The organism is Streptomyces sp. NPDC006283, assembly GCF_040613325.1.
Taxonomy (GTDB): Bacteria; Actinomycetota; Actinomycetes; order Streptomycetales; family Streptomycetaceae; genus Streptomyces.
Genome location: NZ_JBEXRZ010000058.1, coordinates 1 through 19,138, shown reverse-complemented (window position 1 = coordinate 19,138; position 19,138 = coordinate 1). Strand labels below are relative to the sequence as shown.

Sequence of the window (19,138 nt, the reverse complement as noted above, 5' to 3'; positions counted from 1 at the left end):
CCGTGGCCGGTTGGCCACTTTGTTCGTTACTGCTGAGAAGTCGCCCGTGAAAGCATCTCCGGGTGAGTGACAACGGGGATGGGATATCGAGGCCTGAGCGCCTCTCGCGGCTTGCGGAGTTGGCCGATTGGCCGGCGGCGGAGGCGCCTCCGGCAGAGCCGGTGCCTTCCGTGCCTGCTGCTGCTTCCGGTGGCGCGCCGGTGGATGAGGTCGCGGTGGCGCGGCGTCGGTTTGCGGTGTTGCTGGGGGAATTTCGGCGTGCGGCGGTGTTGGTGCCGTTGGATGCGCACGGGAGTCTGTGGACGGCGGATTTCAACGGGGTGCGGTGGATCTGTGCGTTCTCGGACGAGGAGGCGTTGGCCCGGTTCGCGCACGCGCAGGGGGATGCGGGGCGTGAGTGGACCTACCGCACCGTGTTGGGTGCGCGTTTGTTGGATGTGATGGTGCCGATGCTGCCTGGCCCGGCGGGGGTTGCGCTGGATGCGGGCAGCGTGGAGGGCATGTTGTTTCCGCCGGTTGTGGGTGTGGTGCCGGATGAGGTGGCGGTTGATCTCGGGGGGATGCGGTGAGCGGGGAGAAGGCTGATCTGGCGGCGCCGCCGGTGGCGTTGGCGGCGATCGCGGCGGGGATCGGTCACCGACGCGCTCGGAAACACCAGCCGTATCCGCAGCAATGCCGTCGGCCTTCCCGTCGAGATCACCGATCCTCTCGGCGCGGTGACACGCATCGAACGCGACCCGTTCGGCCGCCCCGTCACCCTCGTCGACCCTCTCGGGGCAACGACCAGGCTCGAATGGACGCCGGAGGGCAAGCTCGCCCGCCGTACCGAGGCCGACGGCACACAGCAGTCCTGGACGTATGACGGCGAAGGCAACTGCGTCGCCCACACCGACGCTCTCGGCCAGGTGTCCCGCTTCGAGTACACCCACTTCGACCTGCTCAGCGCCCGCACCGGCCCCGACGGCGTGCGCTACGAATTCACCCACGACCATGAGCTGCGCCTCACCCAGGTCCTCAACCCACAGGGTCTGACCTGGAACTACGCGTACGACCCGGCCGGACACCTCATGTCCGAGACCGACTTCGACAACCGCACGCTCGCCTACGACGGGACGCGGCAGGCCGACTCGTCGCCCGCACCGACGCTCTCGGCCAGACCATCCACTACGAGCGCGACGGACTCGACCGCATCACCCGCAAGGACGCGGCCGGAGCGATCACAACCTTCGCCTACGACTTCTCCGACCAACTCGCCGAAGCCGTCAACGCGGACGCCACCATCACGTATCTCCGCGACCGGTACGGCCGTCTCGTCTCCGAGACCGTCAACGGCCGCACCATGTCGTACACGTACGACACCCTAGGCCGCCGCACCGGACGTACCACACCCACCGGCGCGGTCAGTTCCTGGACCTACGACGCCGCGGGACGCCGCACCTCCCTCACCACCTCGGGCCGCACCATCTCCTTCGAGCACGACGCGGCCGGACACGAGATCGCCCGCCGCATCGGCGACATCATCTCCTTCACCAACCAGTACGACCCACTCGGCCGCCTCACCAGCCAACACGTCACCGCCGCAGACCGCAGCATCCAGCGCCGCGACTACACCTACCGCGCCGACGGCAACCTCATCACCCTCACCGACCAACTCACCGGCACCCGCACCTTCGACCTCGACCCCGCCGGACGCGTCACCGCCGTCCACGCCACAAACTGGACCGAGCGCTACGCCTACGACGAGGCCGGCAATCAAACCGAAGCGTCCTGGCCCGCAACCCACCCCGGCCAAGAAGCCGTGGGCACCCGCGAGTACACCGGCACCACCATCACCCGTGCCGGCACCATCCGCTACGAACACGACGCCCTCGGTCGCATCACCCTCCGCCAGAAAACCCGCCTTTCCCGCAAACCCGACACTTGGCGCTACGAGTGGGACGCCGAAGACCGCATGCGCTCCGTCACGACACCGGATGGAACGGTCTGGCGATACGAATACGACGCCCTCGGCCGCCGAACCGCGAAACAACGCCTCGCCGCCGATGGCACCTCCGCCCTCGAACAGACCATATTCACCTGGGATGGCACCACCCTCTGCGAAGAGACAACCGAGAGGGAAACGCTGCCCCACCTTGTGACACTTACCTGGGACCATCATGGGCTACGTCCACTCACGCAGACGGAACGCCTCCTCGGGCATGGCGAGTCTCGAGAAGAAATCAACGAACGCTTCTTCGCCATCGTCACTGACCTAATCGGCACTCCGAACGAATTGGTCGATGAGTCAGGCGGGTTGGCCTGGCGAACACGCAGCACACTATGGGGCACGACGGCTTGGTCATCACACAGCGGGACGTACACCCCGCTCCGGTTCCCCGGCCAGTACTTCGACGCGGAGACGAGTCTTCACTACAACTACTTCCGTCACTACAACTCTGAGTCCGGTCGCTACCTCACATCCGACCCGCTTGGAGTCTCCCCTGCACCCAACCCCTCCACCTATGTGCACAACCCAGTCTTGCTCACTGACACGCTGGGTCTCGCCCCCGATTGCCCGCCAGGCGTTCAGAACAACTATCGTGGAGAGTCTCAGAGCCACCCAGGCGGGCACCACGGCCCGGCGGTGAGCATCAGCAACGTGAAGATGGAACTAGGCCGCGCCGGAATGTCTGTCTCCAACTACGACATTGTCCATGTGCCGGAAATCCGAACTCCGGACGGGATAGCGTTCGGAAATAGTCCCCACACAATGGACGGCTTCCCCATGAAGGGCCCCAGGGGCCTGCCATTGATCGAAGTTTCGGATATCGGACTGCGTAGCTTGGATGAAGCTGTAGCTACAATTAATCACGAAATATTTCACCATAAACACTTCGAGTTGACCCGGAATTCAAATAACCCCTGGGGTGGATCAGAGCAGGCGGCAGAGGACTACGGACAGCAAATGCTCGATCAGTTCATGCGGCGGAGAGGTCAATAAGTTGCAAGAATTCACCAGCGAACAAGTGCAGGAACTTACTACAGGAAGGCGCTTCACAGAAGATCCTAGAGAGCGGACCTGCCCGGCATGCGGAGCATGTTCAGTGCGAATTTATGTTTACCGCCATAACGACCGGAGGCCTTCGCGGATCTCTTACGCGTGGTGCGCTTCCTGCAGAAGGTTCAAGGGGTGGACTGGTCCCGATCTGGACAACCTTGAATTCAACGACCCTCTGGGGCATCTCTCCCGCGATCAACGACGGACGCTCGAGAGAAACTTTGAGTCCTTCTTGAATCGCTTGGATGAGCTGTGGGAGGAGGGAAGACTTCCGCAAACATTCACCCGCTGACGCGGCGCACGCCGAAGGAGTGATTGAAGGGCCCAGCCAAGTTGGTGAGGACAAGCATCACTGGAACCCCGGAGGGTTGGCCTCACCCTGGCCGTCATTGGTCCGAAGGTGCAGCGCGGCCCAGACCGTCTTGCCGACCGGCCGAGGTGTCACGCCATCCGCGTCTGCCAAGGCCTGCACCAGGAGAAGCCCGCGGCCCGTCTCTGCGTCCGGCGCCGGCTCGGGTGGGGTAGTCGGGAGTGGTTCGCTGCGGGTGTCGGAGACTTCGATGCGCAGGGCGCCGGAGTCCGACAGCAGCAGGCGCAGCTCGAAGTCCCGGCCCGGTTCGCGGCCGTGGGTCACCGCGTTCGTCACCAGTTCCGCGACGATGTAGGCCACCGTCTCGGACATGTCGGTGCCGTAGCCGGCGCCCCAGGCGTCGAGTTGGTGAACCGCCAGATGGCGGGCGAGGCGGGCACCGCGACGGGTGGCGGTGAAGCGCTGGGCGAACTCAGCCTTGCAGGTGGTCGTTTCCGTATTCGCGTCACCGAGCGTGTCCGGCTCCGCCTACCCTGACCAGGGGTTGCCGGTCGACGGACCGTAGTTGTGCGAGTACGCGTGCCGCTGTGTGCGGGTCGTCGGGCGTGACCGAGCGGGCGGAGCGAGAGGCAGGTCGGGGCATGACGGACGCGGAACGCGACGAGCGGCCGGAGCGGCCGGCCGAGGTGGACGGGACCACGCATCTGTTCCGCGCGCTCGGCAAGCAGATCAAGGTGCTGCGGGAACGGGCCAGGCCGAGCCAGAAGGATCTCGGCATCGCTGCGCACTGCGGGGAAGACCTGATCTCCGCGATCGGGCGCGGGGGCAGGACTCGGCAACCCGACTTCCTTGAGCGCGTGGACGGCCTGGTGAGCGCGGGTGGCGTGCTCAAGGCGGCCATCAATGACGTACGCGAGGCTCAGTCGAAGGCGCGGACTCGGCACCCGGAGTGGTTCCGCAGTTTCGCACGCGCCGAATCGGCCGGCAGGGGGCGCATCAACTGCGCCGTCAGGACAGGGTCGGCCAGGATCGCTGCCCGTCGCGCGCCACTCCGTGAGGACTCGGTCGAGTGTCCGGTGCGACTCAGGGCCCCCATCCTGTGCGGCTTAGAGGAGATCGCTGACGAGTTTCCGTGCTTCCTCGCCCGAGAGATGGCGCATCCAGGGGAAGACGTTCGCCAGCAGGGCACCGAAGTCGGCGACCTGGGCATCCGGTGAAGTGCTCATGACCGTTCCGGTGTGAGCAGAGCCTCGCGACAGCCGAAGCCGCACGCACGTGCCTACAAATACTGTGCGTACTCGTCCAGCTCCCGCAGCACCTCCAGGTCACCCCACGGCGGCAGTTGCAGCACCACCTTCGTCACCCACTGTTCCGCGTAGTGCGCCAGCTTGCCCGGGGACGGGAGGACCGCGTACGGGACTACCTCCAGGGACTTCGGGTCGCGGCCTGCCGCCGTCCACTCGTCCCGCAGCACGGGGACCGACTCCCGCAGGGGAGGGCGATAGTCCAGCACTTCAAGAATCTCTTCTAGATGTCCGGAGGAAGAAATGGCAGGAAAATCGTCTGTGCCATCTGAAACGTCGCTCGCGAGGGAAATCTTTGGCCCCCTGGGGGGGATCGTCGAGATGGGGGCTGCCGCCGAGGCGGGCCAACGGCCCCTGCGTGATGTCTCCGTGGGCGACTTCGTCGATCGCCATCGTGAGGTACTGGGTCACATCCTGACCGGCGTTCGAGAGATCGGCGTTTTCCACGTCGAGACGATGGCGATCGTCGATGAGCTCGGGTGGCATCGCGAGCATGAAATCCGAGCGCCGTCTCTGCTCCTGTGGTCTGCTTGCATCGAAGAGTTCTCACCCCGAATCGATGAACCCGCCTCCGTGCAGAGGATGGTGCGATTCGGCTCCGATCTTCAATTGGTCAACCTCATGCAAGCATTGGTGGGAACGGCATCGCAAAGAGCGCACAACGCCGAGGCAGTACCGGACCTCATTATCCGAGTTGTGGGACTTGCCGCGTCTTTGGTAGGGATGGATCCCGAGCGGGCGGCGCTCGACATCTTTCGGATGTGGCGTGTCACGTTCCTGCCTCAAGTTCTGGTGCCCTCGTCCAGCTCTCCCGACGAAATCAAGCGGAACTTCAGGAACTGTGCACAACTGCTGGAGTCATCGCTCCTTGGGACGTGATTCGATGGCCGCGACCACCCGGTGTCCTGCAGGCCCTGACTGAAAGGGCTTTGGCGTGACCACTCGCGGGGTTCCCGCCCTCAGGCAACTTCGCTGCCTGGTCCACAGCCGTCAGCGTGGGATGGCCTGCAGGGCGGGAGCAAGACGGAGCCGCGGGCGTATCGCATTCGTCGACAGCCAATGTGTCGGCTCATGAAGAGCCGACAAGCGGTGGCCGTCCTCAGAACACCTCCCCCGCGAACCTCTCCGCCGTCTCCGCCAGCACCTCCACGCCGTCCCGCGCCCACAGCCCGTCGTTGAACAGCTCCACCTCGATGTAGCCCGTCCAGCCCGTCGCCTCCACCCGCTCCCGCCACTCGCGCATGTCGACCGCGCCGTCGCCGAGTTGGCCGCGGCCGGTGAGGACGCCCGCCGGCAACGGCGTGACCCAGTCCGCGAGCTGGAAGGAGTGGATGCGGCCCTGTGCGCCCGCGCGGGCCACCTCGGCGGGGGCCCGGTCGTCCCACCAGATGTGGTACGTGTCCACCACCACGCCCACCTGGGACGCCGGGAACCGTTCCGCGAGGTCCATGGCCTGGGACAGGGTCGAGACGATGCAGCGGTCCGACGCGTACATCGGATGGAGCGGCTCGATCGCCAGGCGGACGCCGCGTTCCCCCGCGTAGGGGGCCAGCACCGCGAGCGCGTCCGCGATCCGTTCGCGCGCCGCGACCAGGTCGCGGCTGCCCGGCGGGAGGCCGCCCGAGACCAGGACCAGGGCGTCCGTGCCCAGGGCGGCCGCCTCGTCGATCGCCGCGCGGTTGTCGTCCAGGGAGTCTGCGGTCGTGAAGAAGCCGCCGCGGCACAGGGATGTGACCGTCAGGCCCGCGTCGCGTACCAGCTTCGCCGTCGCCTCCAGACCGTACGCCGCGACCGGTTCGCGCCACAGGCCGACGGCCGGAACGCCCAGGCGGGCGCAGGCCTCGACGAGCTCGGGCAGCGCCAGCTGCTTCACCGTCATCTGGTTGATACTGAAGCGCGGATGAGCGTTCACTGCGGGACTCCGTACACCGTCATCAGGGACTTCATGCGGGACTCGGCCTGCGCCGGGTCCGGGAACAGGCCGAGCCCGTCGGCCAGTTCGTACGCTCGCGCGAGGTGGGGCAGGGAGCGCGCGGACTGCAGGCCGCCGACCATGGAGAAGTGGGTCTGGTGGCCGGCCAGCCACGCCAAAAACACCACGCCCGTCTTGTAGAAGCGCGTGGGCCGCTGGAAGAGGTGGCGGGAGAGGTCGACCGTGGGGTCGAGGAGCTTGCGGAAGCCGTCCACGTCCCCGGTATCCAGCACCCGCACGGCCTCCGCCGCCAGCGGCCCCAGCGGGTCGAAGATGCCGAGCAGCGCGTGGCTGAAGCGTCCTCCCGCCGTCGGCCCCTCGCCGGCGATCAGTTCGGGGTAGTTGAAGTCGTCGCCCGTGTAGCAGCGCACACCCTGCGGCAGGCGCCGGCGCAGCTCCACCTCCCGCCGCGCGTCCAGCAGGGAGACCTTGATGCCGTCGACCTTGTCGGGGTGGGCGGCGATGACCTCCAGGAAGGTTTCCGTGGCGGTGTCGAGGTCGGCGCTGCCCCAGTAGCCCTCCAGCGCCGGGTCGAACATCGGCCCGAGCCAGTGCAGGATCACCGGCTCGGAGGCCTGGCGCAGCAGGTGTCCGTAGACCGCGAGGTAGTCGTCCGCGGAGGCCGCCGCCGCGGCCAGTGCGCGGGAGGCCATCAGGATGGCCTGCGCGCCGGTGGATTCGACGAGGGCGAGCTGTTCCTCGTAGGCGGCCCGCACCTCGGCGAGGGTAACGGGGCCCGTCAGTTGATCGGTGCCGACTCCGCAGGCGATCGTGCCGCCCACCGACCGCGCCTCGGCGGCGGATCGGCGGATCAGTTCGGCTGCCCCGGCCCAGTCGAGGCCCATGCCGCGCTGCGCCGTGTCCATGGCCTCCGCGACGCCGAGGCCGTGGGACCACAGGTGGCGGCGGAAGGCCAGCGTGGCGTCCCAGTCGACAGCGGCCGGCGAGTCGGGGTCGGTGTCCGCGTACGGGTCGGCCACCACATGGGCGGCGGAGAAGACCGTACGGGAGGTGAGCGGCGTGCCGTGGGCGAACCGCAGGGGCTCGGTGCGCGGTTCGTACGCGGACAGGGCGCCGTCGGCCCGAGGGAGTCGGATCGTCACAGCGTCAGCTCCGGCACGTCCAGCCGCCGGCCCTCCGCCGACGAGCGCAGGCCCAGCTCGGCGAGCTGGACACCGCGCGCGCCCGCGAGCAGGTCCCAGTGGTACGGCTCGTCGAGGGCGACATGGCGCAGGAACAGCTCCCACTGGGCCTTGAAGCCGTTGTCGAAGTCGCCGTTGTCGGGGATCTCCTGCCACTGGTCGCGGAACGACTCGGTGACCGGCAGGTCCGGGTTCCACACCGGTTTCGGGGTTGCGGAGCGGTGCTGGGCACGGCAGTTGCGCAGACCGGCGACCGCGGAGCCGTGCGTGCCGTCGACCTGGAACTCGACGAGCTCGTCGCGGTTGACCCGTACCGTCCAGGAGGAGTTGATCTGGGCTACCGCGCCGCCCTCCAGCTGGAAGATGCCGTACGCGGCGTCGTCCGCGGTCGCGGCGTACGGTTTGCCCTGTTCGTCCCAGCGCTGCGGGATGTGCGTGGCGACATGGGCGTTGACGGAGGTGACGCGGCCGAACAGCTCGTGCAGCACGTACTCCCAGTGCGGGAACATGTCGACGACGATGCCGCCGCCGTCCTCGCTGCGGTAGTTCCAGCTGGGGCGCTGCGCCTCCTGCCAGTCCCCCTCGAAGACCCAGTAGCCGAACTCACCGCGTACGGATAGGATTTCCCCGAAGAATCCACTGTCGATCAGGCGCTTCAGCTTCAGCAGGCCCGGCAGGAAGGTCTTGTCCTGCACGACGCCGTGCTTGATGCCCCTGCTCTGCGCGAGGCGGGCGAGCTCCAGGGCGCCCGCGGCGTCGGTGGCCGTCGGCTTCTCGGTGTAGATGTGCTTGCCCGCCGCGATGGCCTTCTTCAGGGTCTCCACGCGGGCGGAGGTGACCTGGGCGTCGAAGTAGATGTCGACGGTGTCGTCGGCGAGCACGGCGTCGAGGTCGGTCGAGATCTCGGTCAGGCCGTGCTGCTCGGCGAGCTCGCGCAGCGCGTGTTCGCGCCGGCCGACGAGCACGGGCTCCGGCCAGAGCACCTCGCCGCCCCCGAGATCGAGGCCGCCCTGTTCGCGGATCGCGAGGATCGAGCGCACCAGATGCTGGCGGTAGCCCATCCGTCCTGTGACGCCGTTCATGGCGATCCGCACTGTCCTGCGTGTCACGACGTTCCTCCGTCATCCATCCCGGTCCCCCGAGTTACCTAGATTTGAGCGTAGCAAGCGCTTTCTAAGCGGTATGAAGCTAGCCTGCCGACAGCGGCCCGGACAAGGGGGCCGGACCATCTCCTGCGGAGGAAAGCGATGACAGTCACCCTGGCGGATGTGGCGGCGCGCGCCCGGGTGTCCCCGGCGACCGTCTCCCGCGTGTTGAACGGCAACTACCCGGTCGCCGCGTCGACGCGGGAGCGGGTGCTGCGCGCGGTGGACGAGCTCGATTACGTACTCAACGGCCCGGCCAGCTCCCTCGCCGCCGCCACGTCCGACCTCGTCGGCATCCTCGTCAACGACATCGCCGACCCGTTCTTCGGGATCGTGGCGGGGGCGGCGCAGACCGAGATCGGCGGCCAGGAGGGGACCGGGCGGGCCGGCGGCGAGAAACTCGCCGTCGTCTGCAACACCGGCGGCTCGCCCGAACGAGAACTGACCTACCTCACCCTGCTCCAGCGGCAGCGCGCCGCGGCCGTCATCCTCACCGGCGGCGCTCTGGAGGACCCGGCCCACATCGAGGCCATGAGCGCGAAGCTCGCCGACGCCGGGACCCGGGTCGTCCTGTGCGGGCGCCCGCCGCTGCCTGGCAGCGACGCGGTCGTCGCCGCACTCGCCTTCGACAACAGAGGCGGCGGGCGGCGGCTCACCGAGCACCTGATCGCGCTCGGCCACCGCCGCATCGGTTACGTCGCCGGCCCCGTGGAACGCACCACCACCCGCCACCGACTCGAGGGCCACCGGGCGGCGATGGACGCTGCCGGACTGGGCGGGGACGCCGCGGAGCAGGACCGCCTCACCGTCCACGGCCCGTACGACCGCCGCTCCGGATACGACGCCACCTGCGAACTGCTGCGCAGGGAGCCGGGGCTGACGGCGATCGTCGCCGCGAACGACACGGTCGCGCTGGGGGCGTGCGCGGCGCTGCGCGACCAGGGGTTGCGGATCCCCGAGGACATCTCCGTCGCGGGCTTCGACGACCTGCCCTTCTCCGTGGACGCGGTCCCGTCGCTGACCACGGTCCGCCTGCCGCTGTTCGAGGCAGGTGCCCGGGCGGGCAGGCTGGCCATGGGCAACGAGGCTCCGCCTCCGGGCGGCATCGCGACGATCGCGGCCGAACTGATGGCGAGGAACTCGACGGCCCCGCCGCGGGAGCGGTGACGCTGGAGGGTGCGGGCACGGGAGCGGTGAGGCCTGGAGCGGGCGCGCGGTGCTGGCGCGGTGACGCTGGGGCGGATCCGGGCGCGCGGCGGGCGCGGTGACGCTGGGGCGGGAGCCGGCACGCCAGCGCGGCGCGGGAGCGGTGACCCTGGGCGCGGGCACGGGAGCGGTGACGCCTCATGCGGGTGGGGGCGCGGTGCGGGCGCGGTGACGCTGGGGCGGATCCGGACGCGCGGTACCGAAGCGGTGACGCCTGGAGCGGGCGCGCGCGGTGCGCGCGGTGACGATGGGGGCGGATCCGGGCGCGCGGCGGGCGCGGTGACGCTGGGACGGGAGCCGGCACGGCAGCGCGGTTCCGAAGCGGTGACGCCTCGAGCGGGCGCGCGGTGCGGGCGCGGTGACGCTGGGTGCGGACGCGGGCGCGGGCGCGCAGCGCCGCACCGCCTATGTGACGCGGTGAGGCGTCCCGGGTGGAGCGCGCCCGGCGCGTGCCCGCCCGGATGCCCGAGCGCCGGGGCGGCCCGGAGACATGCGCGCTCCTGGGAGCGCGAGGCGGGCGCTGTGGAGCGAGGGCATCCGGAACCGGAGCGGCCGCCGGATCGGGCGCGAACCGATCTCCCGAGCGTGCGGAGATAGCAGCCCCGCGGCACGTCCGGCTCGTACAGAAGCGCGTGCGGACGCACCCCCCGATGTCACCCGACTGGCCCTCACCCGCTCGCCGTCCCACCCCGCCGGGCAAAGGCTGGAGTCCTTGCCCGCAGAGCACGGAGGATGAGCATGAGCAACGCCACCCGCAGCACCGGAGGGCCCGCACGCGGCGGTGCCGAGAGTGCCTGGGCCTCCGGTGGGACGACATTTGCCGGAGTGCTGCTGCTACTGGAAGGCATCTTCGGCATCATCGCCGGGATCGCCGCCCTGGTGGAGAACGACGTCTACACGCGCATCGGCCGCTACGTCTTCAAGTTCAACCTCACCACCTGGGGATGGATCCACCTGATTCTGGGCATCGTGGTCGCCGTCGTCGGCTGGGGCATCCTCTCGGGCGCCGCCTGGGCGCGGGGCCTCGGTGTGGGGATCGCCGCCCTGGTCATCGTCCTGCAGTTCATCTGGCTGCCGTACCACCCGGTCTGGGCGCTGGTGTCCATCGCGATCGCCGTGTTCGTCATCTGGGCGCTGTGCACCGATCGCGGCCGTACGTCCGCGTCCTGACCCCGCGCCCGGCCGCCCACAGAGTCTCCGCGGGCGGCCGGGCGGCGGTTCACCGTCGCGGGAGGCAGCATGACGCGCGAAGCAGCCGACAGCCCTTCCGCGGCCGGGTCGCGCCCGTCTCGCATCGTTCCCCCGCAGGCCCGCGCCCTGCTCCCGCTCGTCCTGCCGGCGCTGCTCATCGGCGTCGGGTCGAGCCTGGTCCTGTCCGGCATCAGCTGGGTCGCCGAGCGGCTCGAGCACTGGCTGTGGGGCACGTTGCCCAACGGGCTGGGCGTCTCGGGCACTTCGGCGGGCTGGACGCTGGCGATGCTCACGGCGGCCGGATTGGCCGCCGGCCTCATCGTGTGGAAGTTCCCCGGCCACACCGGTCCCGACCCGGCCACCCGTGGTCTGGTCGACCCGCCGTTGCCGGTGGGGATCCTGCCGGGTGTTCTGCTCGCCGCTGTCGTCACCTTGGCGGGCGGGGTGAGCCTGGGGCCCGAGAACCCGATCACCTCGATCAACGTCGCGCTCGCCTACGCGCTGGGCATGAAGTTCATGCCGCGCGCGCCCGGCAACGCCTGGGTCTCGCTCGCCGTCGCCGGCACCGTCGGCGCGCTGTTCGGGACACCGGTCGCGGCCGCGCTCATCCTCTCCGAAGCCTCGGGCGGGCCCGATCCGCGCCCCTTGTGGGACCGGCTCTTCGCACCCGTGTTCGCCGCCGGGGCGGGGTCCCTGACGACCGTGCTGACCGCGACGCCCGCGCTGACCGTGCACTCGACCCCGTATCCCGGGCCGCGGCTGATCGACGCGGTGTCCGCGATGGTCATCGCCTCCGCCGCGGCCGTCGTCGCTCTCGCCGCCGTGTACGTCTTCCCCCACGTCCACCGTGGCTTCCACCGGCTGGGACACCCGGTTCTCATGCTGACCGCCGGCGGCCTGGTGCTCGGGGCGCTGGGCGTGCTCGGCGGGCAACTGACCCTTTTCAAGGGCCTGGATCAGATGAGGGAACTCACGGCCGATCCCGGGGCCCACAGCGCGGGCAATCTGCTGCTGCTCGCTCTCGTGAAGCTCGCCGCGCTCGTCGTCGCCGCTTGCTGCGGCTTCCAGGGCGGGCGGATCTTCCCGGCCGTGTTCATCGGAGTGGCCCTCGGCATGTTCGCCCATGCCCTCGTCACAGCCGTGCCGATGCCGGTGGCGATCGCGGCGGCCGTGCTCGGCGTGCTGCTCGCCACCACGCGGCAGGGCTGGCTGAGTCTGTTCGTGGCCGCGGTCCTCGCCGCCGACGTCCATCTGCTGCCGCTGCTGTGTGTGGCGGCCCTGCCCGCCTGGTTCGTCGTCACGGGCCGTCCGGAAATGCTGATCAAGAGCCCGCCGCCCGGGAGTGCCTTGTCGGGGGAAGCTTCGCGCCGTAGCGTTGACTGAGTCAAAGAAAACGTTACGTGCCGGTCAGGTGAGCCGATCATGCCGATCCAAGAGATCCGCGCCTTCAACCGCTTCTACACCAACGTCATCGGTGCCCTGGACTACGGCAAGCACCTGTACACCCCGTACACCCTCACCGAGTCGCGCGTCCTGTACGAGCTGGCCCACAGCCCCCGCACCGATGCCGCCGACCTGCGGGGCGCGCTGTCGCTCGACGCCGGGTATCTGAGCCGGCTGCTCGCCGGTTTCGAACGCGACGGGCTGGTCGTGCGGGCGCCGTCGGAGCGTGATCCGCGGCGGCAGCGGATCACGCTCACCGACCGTGGCCGCCAGGCCGCCGCGCTGCTCGACGAGCGCTCGCGGCAGGCCGTCGGCACGCTCGTGGCCGGGGTGCCGGAGGCCGAACGCGGGCGCCTCACCGAGGCTCTGCGCACCGTCCGCGGCATCCTCTCCACCGCGTCACCGGCCTGCCGCGCGGAGCCCGTCCTGCGCGAGCCCGGGCCCGGCGACCTCGGGTGGATCGTTCAGCGGCACGGTGCTCTGTACGCCGCCGAGTACGGGTGGAACGCGGACTTCGAAGGCCTCGTCGCCCGGATCGTCGCGGACTTCGCACAGGGCCACGACCCCCGTCTCGAGCGGGTGTGGATCGCCGAGCTGGACGGGCGCCCGGTCGGCTCGGTGATGTGTGTACGCGACGACGCCCCGGCCACCGCACGGCTGCGGCTGCTGCTGGTCGAGCCCGATGCCCGGGGGCACGGCCTCGGCGACATGCTCGTGCGCACCGCCGTGGATTTCGCGCGCGAGGCGGGGTACCGGGACATGGTGTTGTGGACCAACGACGTACTGGCCGGCGCCCGCCGGATCTATCAGCGGGCCGGGTTCACGCTCGTCGCCGAGAAGCCGCACCGCTCCTACGGAGCGGATCTGGTCGGACAGGACTGGCGGCTGTCACTGCAGGAAGGAACAGATCGATGAAGTTCGCCTTCTCGACCCTCGGCGTGCCGGGCAGGCCGCTCACGGAGGTGGCGCGGCTCGCCGCCGACAGCGGTTATCAGGGCGTGGAGCTGCGCGCCCACCCGGAGGAGCCGGTGCACGCCGGCATCGGCACGACCGAACGGGCGGAGGCGGTACGGGAGTTCCAGCGTGCGGGCGTCGAGATCCTCACCGTCGCCGGGTACGCGCGGATCGCCGCGGCGGGCGACGACGGCCCCGTGATCAAGGAGATGGAAGCTCTCTGCCGGCTGGCGAAGGACCTCGGCGCCCCGTTCGTCCGGGTCTTCCCCGGCGGCGGCGACCTCGACCCGGCGGAGGCCGACGCCATCGCCGCCCGCCGACTGGGCGCCGCCGCGGAAACGGCCGCCGACCTCGGCGTGCGGATCCTGCTCGAGACACACGACTCGCACCGGACCGGTGCCGACGTCACCCGCGTCCTGGGGCTGGTCGGTCACAAGCACGCGGGGGCGCTGTGGGACGTGCTGCATCCGTGGCTCGGCGGGGAGGCCCCGGAGGTGACCCACGCGGCGCTGAGCCCCTTCCTCGGGTACATCCAGGTCAAGGACGTCGCATCGCGCGCCGATCTGAACCCGCTGCCGCTGGGACGGGGCGAGGTGCCGCTCGCCGAGTGCCTGGCGCTCGCGGACCCGGACGGCTGGGTGTGCTGGGAGTACGAGAAGCGCTGGTACCCGACGGCGCCGGAACTGCCGGGCCTGCTGACGGCCGGCCGCGAGCACCTGCTCGCGGTGAGCTGAGAGCCTGCTCGCGCTGCCCCGACGGGCGCCGCCACGGTTCGGCGGGCGCCGAACCGTCCGGCGGCTAGCGTGCACGGAACCGGCCCAGCGAGGAACGAGGTCCTGTGTACGAGAGTGAACTGGCCGCCGGATTCCGGCAGATCAACGGCGACCACCCGATGACTTTGGCGGACGACGCGTACGTCAGCGCCCAGTTCGCGGTGCTCGACGACCTGTGCTTCACCACCGGGCACGATCCCGACGCGGTGCGTCTGAGGATGCTGGCAGGGCTGCTGCCACTGCCCGGCTATCTGCGCTCGGACGGTGCGGAGATGGTGCCCAGGGACCTGTTCGCGCTGACGGAGCAGGCAGGAGGCCCCGAGAAGCTCGAGGCCTGGTTCGTCGCGCACTGGGCGGACCGGGCAGTCGGGCGGCAGGAGTGGCAGGCGTATCTGAGCGGTCAATACGTGTGCCTCCATTCGGTCACCCCGGCGACGATCCGGCGCAAGGAGCACCTGACGACCGAGATCACGGCGGCGCCGCACGACCCGGACGCCGGTTCGCCCCGGTGGGAGGCCCGGCTGCACGCCGCGATCGACGAACTCGACGCACTGGAACCGGCTTTCACCGGCTACGACCGCCTGCGCTTCGGCGGCCCCACCTCCCGGGACCTCTGCATCGACGCGATGCGCGCCCGTTTCCCGCGCGGCTCGGCCGCCTTTGGAGGGTGAGCCTGCGGGATCCGCAAGACCTCATGCCCGGGCCGCCGTCAGCGGTTCCTCCTCGTGTGCGTCCGTTGCCGCCGGCTTCGCCCGGCCGGGCAGCGAGGTCAGGGCGACACCGCCGACCAGGAGCGCCGTGGCGCACCAGCGCAGGGGGCTCACCGGCTCGCCGAGGATCAGGTACGCCGACGACATGCCGAAGACGGGGACGAGGAGGGAGAACGGGGCCACCGCGGACGCCGGGTGCCGTCGCAGCAGCCACCCCCAGGCTCCGAAGCCGAAGATCGTGGTGATCCAGGCGACGTAGAGGATCACGCCGACGCCCGTCCAGTCCAGCGAGCGCAGTGCGTCCAGGTCGCGCTCCGCGCCCTCCAGAAGGAGCGAGAGGGCGAGCAGCGGAAGCACCGGGACGGCACTGACCCACACCATGTAGTTCAGCGCGTCCGGCGGGGACGCCTTGCGGGTCAGGACATTCGAGACGCCCCAGCAGGCCGCCGCGGCGATGACGAGTACGAAGCCGAGAAGCGGGCCGGAAGCGCCCTCGTCGATCGCGGCGACGGCGATGCCGGCCAGCGCCACGGCCATGCCCAGGATCCTTACGCGTCCGGGGCGTTCGCCGAGGGCGGCGAAGGCGAGCAGGGCGGTGAAGACTGCCTGGCTCTGCAGGATCAGGGAGGAGAGGCCGGCGGGGGCGCCCTGGTCCATGCCCGTGAAGAGCAACCCGAACTTGGCGACGCCGAGGACCAGCCCGACCGCGAGAATCCACTTCCAGGCGACCTTCGGCCGGCCGACGAGGAACACCGCGGGCAGGGCGGCCGCGAGGAAGCGCAGAGCCGAGAAGAGCAGGGGCGGGAAGTGGTCGAGGCCGATCTCGATGACGACGAAGTTGACTCCCCAGACGGCGGCGACCAGGGCGGCGAGAACGATGTGAGCGGGACGCATGGCATCGAGCATCACGCCCCTGGACCATGTAGCACCAGCACGGATTCCTTCATGGTTGGATGAAGCGCTGCTGAAGGGAACAGGGAGAGGGACGATCATGCTCGATCTCGGCCGGCTGCGCGCCCTGCACGCCGTCTCCGTCCACGGCACGGTCGGCGCCGCCGCGTCCGCGCTCGGCTACACACCGTCCGCCGTCTCGCAGCAGATCGCCAAACTGGAGCGGGAGACCCGCACCACGCTCCTGGAACGCGAGGGCCGCGGCGTCCGGTTGACGGACGAGGCGCGCCAACTGGCTCACACCGCCCAGCAGTTGCTGTCCCTGGTGGAGGAGGCCGAAGTCCGGCTGGAGGAGCGGCGCGGTGCACCGACGGGACGGCTGTCGATCGCCTGCTTCGCGAGCGCCGCGCGCGGTCTGATGCCGTACGTCCTCGCCGACCTCGCCCGCCGGCACCCCACCCTCGACGCCCGCCTCCACGAGGTCGACCCCCACCTGTCCGTCGATCTCGTCGCCCGCGGCGCGATCGACCTGGCGGTGGCGCACGACTGGGACATCGCCCCGCTGCCGACCCCGCCGGGAGTCGAGCAGGCCGTCATCGGCGACGACATGTGCGACGTGCTGGTGCCGGCCGGCCATGCACTGGCCGCCGAGGATTCCGTACGGCGCGAGGACCTCAAGAACGAGCGCTGGATCACCCAGCCGCCGGGCACCGTCTGCCACGACTGGCTGCTGCGCACGCTGCGCGCGGCAGGCTGCGAGCCGCTGATCGCCCATCAGGCCGAGGAGAACCACACCCAGGTGGCTCTCGTGGCCGCCGGACTCGGTGTGGCCCTGGTCCCGCGGCTGGGCCGGGGACAGCTGCCGCCGCAGGTCGTGGCCGTGCGGCTGGCACCGGTGCCGACGCGTCGGCTGCACGCCCTGTGGCGTGCGGGGGCGGCGAGGCGGCCGGCGATCACGGAGACCGTGCGGACCCTGCAGAGGCTGTGGCCGGACATCTCCGCCGGCGCCTGACGCGGGGCCCGCCCCGCCGGTCCGGTGATGTTTGTGCGCGGGGCCTTGACCTGGCAGTTACTTTCCGGATATCCGTGTCACCTTGGAAGTTTCCTTCAACTCCCTTGTGCAACTCCCCTGTCGAGCAAGTCGAGCAAGGCCGGAAGGAGCACCAGTGCACGACCGGAACCTCTCCAGACGCACTCTTCTCACCGCGACCGCCGTCGCCGCGACCGCCGTCGCCAGTGCGGCGCCCGCCCTCGCCTCGCCCGCCGCTTCCCGCGGCACACGGGCCCGGCTCGAACGGCTCATCTCGAGGATGAGCCTCGAGGAGAAGGTCGGCCAGCTCTTCGTGATGCGGGTCTACGGGCACTCCGCCACCGACCCCGACCAGGCCGACGTCGACCTGAATCTCGAAGAGATCGGCGTACGCAACGCCGCGGAGCTCATCTCCGAGTACCACGTCGGCGGCATCATCTACTTCGCCTGGGCGCACAACACCCGCGAACCGCACCAGATCGCCGACCTGTCCAACGGCATCCAGCGGGCCGGGCTCGCCCAGCCCACTCCCGTGCCGCTGCTGATCTCCACCGACCAGGAACACGGCATCGTCGCCCGCGTCGGCAAGCCGGCCACGCTCATGCCGGGCGCGATGGCGCTCGGCGCGGGCGGGTCCACGGCGTCCGCCCGCAAGGCCGCGCAGATCGCGGGCAGCGAGCTCGCCGCCATGGGCATCGCCCAGAACTACGCCCCCGTCGCCGACGTGAACGTCGATCCCGCCAACCCGGTCATCGGCGTACGGTCCTTCGGCGCGGACCCGGCGGCGGTCGCGGGACTGGTCGCCGCCCAGGTCAAGGGCTACCAGAGCGCCGGCATCGCGGCGACGTCCAAGCACTTCCCCGGGCACGGCGACACCACCGTCGACAGCCACACCGGCATCCCGGTCATCACCCACACCCGCCAGGAGTGGGAGGAGATCGACGCACCGCCGTTCCGGGCCGCGATCGCCGCCGGGATCGACTCGATCATGACGGCGCACATCCAGTTCCCCGCACTGGACCCGAGCGACGACCCGGCCACGCTGTCCCGCCCGATCCTCACCGGCATCCTGCGCGAGGAACTGGGCTACGACGGGGTGGTGGTCACCGACGCGCTCAACATGCAGGGCGTGCGCGACAAGTACGGCGACCACCGCGTCCCCGTGCTCGCGCTGCTCGCGGGTGTGGACCAGCTGCTCAATCCGCCGGATCTGGCGGTCGCGTGGAACGCGGTGCTCGACGCGGTCAAGAGCGGCGAACTCAGTGTGGCGCGCATCGAGGAATCGATCCTGCGCATCCTGCTGCTCAAGGAGAAACTCGGCCTGTTCCGTGACCCGTTCGTCTCGCAACGGGGAGTGGACCGCACCGTCGGCTCCCCCGCGCATCTCGCCGCGGCCGACCGGATCGCCGAACGGACGACGACGTTGCTCACCAACCCGGGCGGGCTGCTGCCGCTGAGCCGCCGCAGCCACCGCGATGTCCTGGTGGTGGGCGCCGACCCGGCATCGCCCAGCGGAACGACCGGGCCGCCGACCACCGTACTGGCGGGCGCGCTCGGTGAGTTGGGCTTCCGGACGACGGCGCTGTCGACCGGCACCGCGCCGAACAGCGCCAAAATCGCGGAGGCGGTGGCGGCCGCGGAGGGCAAGGACGTGGTCGTCGTCGGCACGTACAACGTCACCGCCACCAGCTCGCAACGCACGCTCGTCGCGGCGCTGGTGGCAACCGGGGTTCCCGTGGTGGCGATCGCCATCCGCAACCCGTACGACGTCGCCCGGCTGGACGGCATCGCGGCAGCGGTGGCGACCTACTCGTGGACGGATGTCGAACTGCGCGCCGCTGCCCGCGTGATCGCGGGCAGGGCGGAGCCGCAGGGGCACCTGCCGGTGCCGGTGCAGCGGGCGGACGACCCGTCCCAGGTGCTGTTCCCGATCGGCCACGGGCTGTCGTACCGGTAGCGGCCGCGGCAGCAGACGAAGGGCCGTGCCCGCCGTTCGTACGGAAGGCGGGGCCGGCCCCCAGGACGAGCGG

16 protein-coding genes and 2 pseudogenes are annotated in these 19,138 nt (G+C 70.1%); 12 read left to right on the top strand and 6 right to left on the bottom strand.

Annotated features, from left to right (window positions below; all coding sequences use genetic code 11):
• The first annotated feature begins 62 nt into the window (after nt 1-62).
• Nucleotides 63-569, top strand: coding sequence for an SseB family protein (locus tag ABZ070_RS14965; protein ID WP_356633732.1), 507 nt, complete (start codon nt 63-65; stop codon nt 567-569).
• A gap of 60 nt (nt 570-629) precedes the next feature.
• A pseudogene (locus ABZ070_RS14960) lies at nt 630-2,548 on the top strand (RHS repeat-associated core domain-containing protein); the annotation flags it as partial.
• An 838-nt stretch (nt 2,549-3,386) separates the two neighbouring features.
• On the opposite strand, the gene ABZ070_RS14955 reads toward ABZ070_RS14960, so the two are convergent.
• On the bottom strand, nt 3,387-3,767 hold the full coding sequence (locus ABZ070_RS14955) for an ATP-binding protein (RefSeq protein ID WP_356633766.1): 381 nt from the start codon (nt 3,765-3,767) through the stop codon (nt 3,387-3,389).
• A gap of 221 nt (nt 3,768-3,988) precedes the next feature.
• Here ABZ070_RS14955 and ABZ070_RS14950 point away from each other — a divergent pair, with 221 nt between their 5' ends.
• Nucleotides 3,989-4,564, top strand: a complete 576-nt coding sequence (locus ABZ070_RS14950) for a helix-turn-helix domain-containing protein (RefSeq protein ID WP_356633730.1) — start codon at nt 3,989-3,991, stop codon at nt 4,562-4,564.
• A 62-nt stretch (nt 4,565-4,626) separates the two neighbouring features.
• Here ABZ070_RS14950 and ABZ070_RS14945 read toward each other — a convergent pair.
• Nucleotides 4,627-4,839 (bottom strand): annotated as a pseudogene (locus tag ABZ070_RS14945) (LLM class F420-dependent oxidoreductase); the annotation flags it as partial.
• Nucleotides 4,840-4,894: 55 nt separating this feature from the next.
• Between ABZ070_RS14945 and ABZ070_RS14940 the strand changes: the two are divergent.
• Nucleotides 4,895-5,530, top strand: coding sequence for a hypothetical protein (locus ABZ070_RS14940; protein WP_356633728.1), 636 nt, complete (start codon nt 4,895-4,897; stop codon nt 5,528-5,530).
• A 220-nt stretch (nt 5,531-5,750) separates the two neighbouring features.
• Here the strand turns inward: ABZ070_RS14940 and ABZ070_RS14935 are convergent, their stop codons facing one another.
• From ABZ070_RS14935 to ABZ070_RS14925, 3 genes are read right to left on the bottom strand one after another with little or no spacing between them, the layout of a single operon-like run.
• Nucleotides 5,751-6,530 (bottom strand): sugar phosphate isomerase/epimerase family protein, encoded by a 780-nt coding sequence (locus tag ABZ070_RS14935; RefSeq protein ID WP_356633726.1) that lies wholly within the window; start codon nt 6,528-6,530, stop codon nt 5,751-5,753.
• 29 nt (nt 6,531-6,559) lie between these two features.
• The gene (locus ABZ070_RS14930) at nt 6,560-7,726 is read right to left on the bottom strand and encodes a dihydrodipicolinate synthase family protein (RefSeq protein ID WP_356633724.1); all 1,167 of its coding nucleotides are present in this window, start codon (nt 7,724-7,726) and stop codon (nt 6,560-6,562) included.
• Nucleotides 7,723-8,874, bottom strand: coding sequence for a Gfo/Idh/MocA family oxidoreductase (locus ABZ070_RS14925; RefSeq protein WP_356633722.1), 1,152 nt, complete (start codon nt 8,872-8,874; stop codon nt 7,723-7,725). Before ABZ070_RS14925 ends, ABZ070_RS14930 begins: the two co-directional genes overlap by 4 nt.
• Before the next feature lie 138 nt (nt 8,875-9,012).
• On the opposite strand from ABZ070_RS14925, the gene ABZ070_RS14920 reads away from it, so the two are divergent.
• The 6 genes from ABZ070_RS14920 to ABZ070_RS14895 all read left to right on the top strand — a co-directional run bounded on the left by ABZ070_RS14920 (nt 9,013) and on the right by ABZ070_RS14895 (nt 15,148).
• Nucleotides 9,013-10,077: a LacI family DNA-binding transcriptional regulator gene (locus ABZ070_RS14920; protein ID WP_356633720.1), complete on the top strand. Its 1,065-nt coding sequence runs from the start codon at nt 9,013-9,015 to the stop codon at nt 10,075-10,077.
• Between the two features lie 777 nt (nt 10,078-10,854).
• On the top strand, nt 10,855-11,286 hold the full coding sequence (locus tag ABZ070_RS14915; RefSeq protein ID WP_356633718.1) for a hypothetical protein: 432 nt from the start codon (nt 10,855-10,857) through the stop codon (nt 11,284-11,286).
• Nucleotides 11,287-11,355: 69 nt separating this feature from the next.
• Nucleotides 11,356-12,690: an ion channel protein gene (locus tag ABZ070_RS14910; protein WP_356633716.1), complete on the top strand. Its 1,335-nt coding sequence runs from the start codon at nt 11,356-11,358 to the stop codon at nt 12,688-12,690.
• A 39-nt stretch (nt 12,691-12,729) separates the two neighbouring features.
• Entirely contained in the window at nt 12,730-13,665 is a 936-nt protein-coding gene (locus ABZ070_RS14905; RefSeq protein WP_356633714.1) for a helix-turn-helix domain-containing GNAT family N-acetyltransferase, read from the top strand.
• Nucleotides 13,662-14,438, top strand: coding sequence for a sugar phosphate isomerase/epimerase family protein (locus tag ABZ070_RS14900; RefSeq protein WP_356633712.1), 777 nt, complete (start codon nt 13,662-13,664; stop codon nt 14,436-14,438). Before ABZ070_RS14905 ends, ABZ070_RS14900 begins: the two co-directional genes overlap by 4 nt.
• A gap of 158 nt (nt 14,439-14,596) precedes the next feature.
• On the top strand, nt 14,597-15,148 hold the full coding sequence (locus ABZ070_RS14895) for a DUF6058 family natural product biosynthesis protein (RefSeq protein ID WP_356633764.1): 552 nt from the start codon (nt 14,597-14,599) through the stop codon (nt 15,146-15,148).
• Between the two features lie 21 nt (nt 15,149-15,169).
• Here ABZ070_RS14895 and ABZ070_RS14890 read toward each other — a convergent pair whose 3' ends face one another.
• Entirely contained in the window at nt 15,170-16,081 is a 912-nt protein-coding gene (locus ABZ070_RS14890) for an EamA family transporter (protein WP_356633710.1), read from the bottom strand.
• Between the two features lie 97 nt (nt 16,082-16,178).
• On the opposite strand from ABZ070_RS14890, the gene ABZ070_RS14885 reads away from it, so the two are divergent.
• Together ABZ070_RS14885 and ABZ070_RS14880 are read left to right on the top strand one after the other, a co-directional pair.
• On the top strand, nt 16,179-17,090 hold the full coding sequence (locus ABZ070_RS14885) for a LysR family transcriptional regulator (RefSeq protein ID WP_356633708.1): 912 nt from the start codon (nt 16,179-16,181) through the stop codon (nt 17,088-17,090).
• Between the two features lie 154 nt (nt 17,091-17,244).
• Nucleotides 17,245-19,065 (top strand): glycoside hydrolase family 3 protein, encoded by a 1,821-nt coding sequence (locus ABZ070_RS14880; RefSeq protein WP_356633706.1) that lies wholly within the window; start codon nt 17,245-17,247, stop codon nt 19,063-19,065.
• The last annotated feature ends 73 nt before the right edge of the window (nt 19,066-19,138 follow it).

Bases quoted from the DNA above. Each gene is read 5' to 3' on its own strand.
- ABZ070_RS14900 (WP_356633712.1), top strand. From the start codon at position 13,662: ATGAAGTTCGCCTTCTCGACCCTCGGCGTGCCGGGCAGGCCGCTCACG.
- ABZ070_RS14905 (WP_356633714.1), top strand. From the start codon at position 12,730: ATGCCGATCCAAGAGATCCGCGCCTTCAACCGCTTCTACACCAACGTC.
- ABZ070_RS14920 (WP_356633720.1), top strand. From the start codon at position 9,013: ATGACAGTCACCCTGGCGGATGTGGCGGCGCGCGCCCGGGTGTCCCCG.
- ABZ070_RS14895 (WP_356633764.1), top strand. From the start codon at position 14,597: ATGACTTTGGCGGACGACGCGTACGTCAGCGCCCAGTTCGCGGTGCTC.
- ABZ070_RS14890 (WP_356633710.1), bottom strand. From the start codon at position 16,081: ATGCGTCCCGCTCACATCGTTCTCGCCGCCCTGGTCGCCGCCGTCTGG.
- ABZ070_RS14910 (WP_356633716.1), top strand. From the start codon at position 11,356: ATGACGCGCGAAGCAGCCGACAGCCCTTCCGCGGCCGGGTCGCGCCCG.
- ABZ070_RS14935 (WP_356633726.1), bottom strand. From the start codon at position 6,530: ATGACGGTGAAGCAGCTGGCGCTGCCCGAGCTCGTCGAGGCCTGCGCC.
- ABZ070_RS14940 (WP_356633728.1), top strand. From the start codon at position 4,895: ATGGCAGGAAAATCGTCTGTGCCATCTGAAACGTCGCTCGCGAGGGAA.
- ABZ070_RS14950 (WP_356633730.1), top strand. From the start codon at position 3,989: ATGACGGACGCGGAACGCGACGAGCGGCCGGAGCGGCCGGCCGAGGTG.
- ABZ070_RS14915 (WP_356633718.1), top strand. From the start codon at position 10,855: ATGAGCAACGCCACCCGCAGCACCGGAGGGCCCGCACGCGGCGGTGCC.
- ABZ070_RS14885 (WP_356633708.1), top strand. From the start codon at position 16,179: ATGCTCGATCTCGGCCGGCTGCGCGCCCTGCACGCCGTCTCCGTCCAC.